This window comes from Actinoplanes sp. NPDC051633, from assembly GCF_040681735.1.
GTDB lineage: Bacteria > Actinomycetota > Actinomycetes > Mycobacteriales > Micromonosporaceae > Actinoplanes.
Genome location: NZ_JBFAZH010001836.1, coordinates 1 through 1,043, shown reverse-complemented (window position 1 = coordinate 1,043; position 1,043 = coordinate 1). Strand labels below are relative to the sequence as shown.

The following is a 1,043-nucleotide window of genomic DNA, read 5'->3' as shown; positions in this document are numbered from 1 at the left end:
GGCATGCTGCTCGGCGACCTCTTCGCCCGGGCCGCGCTCGATCGCAGCGGCAGCAGCACGACCGATCGGGCGGGGCAGCTCGCCGTCGACTGCCTGGCCGGCTCGTGGACGAACAGTCAGCTGGCCCGACAGCCGGGCCAGGGTCTGACCCTGTCGCCCGGTGACCTGGACGAGGCGGTCGCGGCCCTGCTCTCCTTCGGGCGGGCCGGGGACCGGTCAGGCCTCAGCGCGTTCGATCGCATCGCGGCCTACCGCAGCGGGGTGCTCGAGGGACTGAGCGCCTGCACCCGATGAGTGCCGCATCGGCAACCGCCCCGGTCGCCGCCCCGTCGGCGTGGGCCCCCCTGCGCATCGCCGTGTTCCGCAGCCTGTGGCTGGCCCTGCTGGTCAGCAACATCGGCACCTGGATGCAGACGGTCGGTGCGCAGTGGTTGCTGGTCGAGCAGTCCGGCACGGACACTCTGGTGGCGGTGGTGCAGACCGCGAGCGCCCTGCCGATCGTGTTGCTGGCCCTGCCGTCCGGCGCGCTGGCCGACACCTTCGACCGGCGGCGCCTGCTGCTGGCGGTGCAGATCTTCCTCTTCGCGGTCGGGACCGTGCTCACCGTTCTCACGTACCTCGACCGCATGTACCCGCCGCTGCTGCTGATCTTGACGTTCGTGCTCGGGGCGGGTCAGGCGATGACCGCGCCGGCCTGGCAGGCGGTGATCTCGGAGCTCGTGCCCCGGCCGCAGCTCGCGTCGGCCTCGGCGCTCGGCGCGGTGAGCATGAACCTGGCCCGGGCGGTCGGCCCCGCGGTGGCCGGCCTGTTGATCGCGCAGGCGGGCGTCGGCGTGGTGTTCACGGCCAACACGGTGTCCATTGCGATCTTCGCGATCGTGCTCTGGCGGTGGCGGCGGGCCGATACGGACACCGGCACCGCGCCCGAGCGCTTCGCCGCCGCCGTCCGCTCCGGCGGGCGCTACGTCCGGTACTCCCCGGTGGTCCGGCGCATCCTGCTGCGGGCCGGGTTCTTCCTGGTGCCCGGCAGCGCGCTGTGGGCG

General features: G+C 73.4%; 1 protein-coding gene and 1 pseudogene. Both read left to right on the top strand.

The annotated features are described in order from the left end of the window. Positions 1–294, top strand: a pseudogene (locus tag AB0M20_RS45535) (zinc metallopeptidase); the annotation flags it as partial. Then, positions 291–1,043, top strand: a 753-nt coding sequence (locus tag AB0M20_RS45530) for an MFS transporter (protein ID WP_364307910.1), incomplete at its 3' end; no start/stop codon positions are given. The pseudogene AB0M20_RS45535 and the gene AB0M20_RS45530, both read left to right, overlap by 4 nt.